This window comes from Hymenobacter agri, assembly GCF_054778495.1.
Map to the genome: position 1 here is coordinate 1 of NZ_BAAGZM010000501.1, position 3210 is coordinate 3210.

Annotated in this window: 3 protein-coding genes and 1 pseudogene; 3 read left to right on the forward strand and 1 reads right to left on the reverse strand. The window is 63.9% G+C overall.

The features are described 5' to 3' along the window. The first annotated feature begins 289 nt into the window (after nucleotides 1–289). The 3 genes from ACYVDE_RS18350 to ACYVDE_RS18360 all read left to right on the forward strand — a co-directional run bounded on the left by ACYVDE_RS18350 (nucleotide 290) and on the right by ACYVDE_RS18360 (nucleotide 2873). A complete protein-coding gene (locus ACYVDE_RS18350) occupies nucleotides 290–805 on the forward strand; it encodes a hypothetical protein (protein WP_460503002.1) in 516 nt (171 codons plus the stop codon). A gap of 132 nt (nucleotides 806–937) precedes the next feature. Continuing rightward, nucleotides 938–1672, forward strand: a complete 735-nt coding sequence (locus ACYVDE_RS18355; RefSeq protein ID WP_460503003.1) for a YebC/PmpR family DNA-binding transcriptional regulator — start codon at nucleotides 938–940, stop codon at nucleotides 1670–1672. 118 nt (nucleotides 1673–1790) lie between these two features. After that, nucleotides 1791–2873 carry an acyltransferase family protein gene (locus ACYVDE_RS18360; protein ID WP_460503004.1) on the forward strand — a complete coding sequence of 361 codons (1083 nt, stop codon included), beginning with the start codon at nucleotides 1791–1793 and terminating at the stop codon, nucleotides 2871–2873. 79 nt (nucleotides 2874–2952) lie between these two features. On the opposite strand, the pseudogene ACYVDE_RS18365 reads toward ACYVDE_RS18360, so the two are convergent. Beyond that, nucleotides 2953–3210: pseudogene (locus ACYVDE_RS18365) on the reverse strand (cell division protein FtsZ); the annotation flags it as partial.

Sequence of the window (3210 nt, forward strand, 5' to 3'; positions counted from 1 at the left end):
TTGCTGCCGCAGGGCCCGCACCTGGGCCGTGTCGGCCGGAGTGGCGGCGGCCGGCCGTGCGAACAGCAAAAGCAGGCACAGGGCGCAGCCCCATCCCATCACCCCACTAGCCCTCCTCCCACTTAATTGGTGAACATTCGTGGCGGTCAATTTCATAGTCGAATATTAGCGCTAAAATCCACCATTTTCGCAAGCCGGTTTTACCGGGCATTGTCTTTGCCTCGACGGTCCACCGGGTTTCATTAACCACCTTACCTTCGTCGTCGCAATGCTTTCGAATTATTCAGCCGTGTCATCTTCCTTATTGAAGCGGGCCGCATTGGCCACCGCCTGGCTCGTGGGCACGTCACTGGTCAGCCACGCCCAGGCACCCGCCCTGCGTTCGTTGGCCGGCACCTACCGCTACACCGGCTACACGGTGTTCGACGCCGAAAGCCCCAACGAGCCCACCGCCGTGCAGGGCGTGGGCGGTACCCTCCTGCTGCGTCCCGACGGCACCTACGCCAAGCGCCTGACCATCACCCTGGGCACCCGCACCGTGCCCTTCAATCAGGATGGCACCTACCGCCAGGCCGGCGACAGCATCCGTTTCGCCTTCCACGACCAGAAAGGAGCCGACGTGCAGCGCGGCACCGCCCGCCTCGATTCCGCGGGCCGCGGCCTCACGCTCACCATTCTGGGCTACCCCGCCGGCAACAAGGGCGTGTATGAGTTGGAGGCCGCGCCGGCCGCACCTGCAATGTTGCCAACTCCAAAAGCCTCCCCGGCCTCGCCCGCCAAAGCCGGCAAAAAGCGCTGGCGCTAGTGCCGGCCGCGCCGACGCTTTTGCCTCCCCCGCCCCTGCTGGCTAACTTGCGGCCCGTTTCGACCCCGCTGGCCCGCCCGCCCGCGGCCGAAGCGTTGTACACTGCTCACTGTTAACTGTTAACTGACCCCTATGGGACGCGCGTTTGAATTCAGAAAAGGCCGCAAAATGAAGCGGTGGGATAAAATGTCGAAAGACTTTACCCGCATTGGCAAGGAAATCGTGATGGCCGTGAAAGACGCCGGCCCCAACCCCGACACCAACGCCCGCCTGCGCGCCGCCATGCAAAACGCCAAGGGCGTGAACATGCCCAAGGACCGCGTGGAAGCCGCCATCAAGCGCGCCAGCAGCAAGGAGGAAAAAGATTATTCCGAAGTGGTGTACGAGGGTTACCTGCCCCACGGCGTGGCCGTCGTCATCGAAACCGCTACCGACAACCCCACCCGCACGGTGAGTAATGTGCGCCTCATCTTCAACCGCAACGAGGGCACGCTGGGCACTTCGGGCAGCAGCGACTACACCTTCACCCGCAAGGGCGTGTTCAAGCTGGCCGCCGAGGGCCTCGACCGCGACGAGCTGGAGCTGGAATTGATTGACGCCGGGGCCGACGACGTGTACGAAACCACCGAGGAAGACGAGCACGGCGCCGAGCACAAGTTCATCGTGGTCGAAACCGCCTTCACCGACTTCGGCCAGATGCAGAAAGCCCTCGAAGCCAAATCCTTGAACGTGGTGAGCGTGAACCTGCAGCGCATTCCCAACACCACCGTGTCGCTCAACGACGAGCAGCTCGACGAGATTATGACCATCATCGAGAAGTTCGAAGACGACGAAGACGTGCAGGCCGTGTACCACACGGTGGGCTAGGTTTCCGGACTGTCATGCTGAACGCAGTGAAGCATCTGGGTCAAGCCGGTTAGCGCCGCTTGCTCAGATGCTTCACTGCGTTCAGCATGACAGCCTATACGTCAGCTCCCTCACCGCCATGCCGCCTCCCACCGCCGCGCCCGCTCCTCTCGCCTACCGCCCCGGCCTCAACGGCATCCGGGCCATTTGCGTGTGGCTGGTGGTGCTGGCTCACTGGACGCTGCCGGGCTTCCCCATCGGCGAGATGGGCCGCATTCCGTTCTTCGTACTCAGCGGTTACCTCATTTCTGGCATTGTCTGGAAGCAGCAGGTACATCCCGGCGCGCCGGGGCGCTGGGGGCACCGGCTGGGCGTATTCTACCAGCGGCGCATGCTGCGCATCCTGCCGCCCTACTACCTGGCCTTGGCGCTGGGGGCGCTGCTGCCGCTGGCTACCCTGCGCGAGTTTCCCGGCTGGTTTATTCTGCCGGTTTCCAACCTGTTGTTCTACCGCCTGGGCCACTGGGGCGAGGGCGTGGGCCACTACTGGACCATGGCCGTTGATGAACAGTTCTACCTGCTGTGGCCGCTGCTGCTGGGCCTGCTGGGCCGCCGCGTGGGCGCGCTGCTGACCCTAGTGGTAGCCAGCGTGGCCTTCCGCATCTGGTGGAGCTGGCACGTTACGCCCACGCTCACCTTCGTGCTGCTGCCCGCCTGCCTAGATATGTTTGCCCTCGGCGGCGTACTACGCATCATCGAGCCGCATCCCTGGGTGCGCCGACTGGCGCACGGCCGCTGGGTGCTCCTGGCCTGGGCCGCCTGGGCCGCCATCTGGGCGTTGCTGGAAGTGCAGCACACCCACGCCGTTTGGCTGCTCATCTCCACTACTCTCGGCGGTCTGGCTTCGGTATTTACGCTCAACTGGGCCGTGCAGCTGGCCGCGCCGGCTGCCACCGGCAGCGCCCGCCTGCTGCAACACCCCATTCTGCAATGGGTGGGCGTGCGCAGCTACGGCTGCTACCTCTACCACCTGTTGCTGGTGGTATTCTATCAGCGCGCTGTGTACCATGTGTTTCCCGCCGCCGGCACGCGCCAGCTTTGGCTGAGCCCGCTGCCCACGGTGCTGCTGCTCACACCCATACTGCTGCTGCTGGCTGCCGCTTCCTGGGCTTGGCTCGAAATGCCGCTGAACAAGGTGAAAGACCGGTTGCGCTACACGTAGGCTCTCCCAAGCATTAAATAACAAAGGGCCGCTACTGAATAACCAGTAGCGGCCCTTTGTTTCAAACGCAGTCGGTTCCTTAGTCCACGTTATCGTGCAGGAAGCGGTTGTCGCCCAGCAGCTCGTTGTCGTCCGACAGGTTGAAGCGGGAAATGTTCTGGGCCGAGCTGGGCTCCACGTTTTCCAGCTTCACCTGGCGGCGCAGGTAGGCGGGCGTGTCGTACTGGCTCACGGCTTCGGGCGGCAGGCCATTGCTCAGCTCCTGCAGGCGACGGCGGCGCTCCAAGGCCTGTGCATCCATCGCGGGGCGCGGACGGTGCGCTTCCGGGCCCACAGC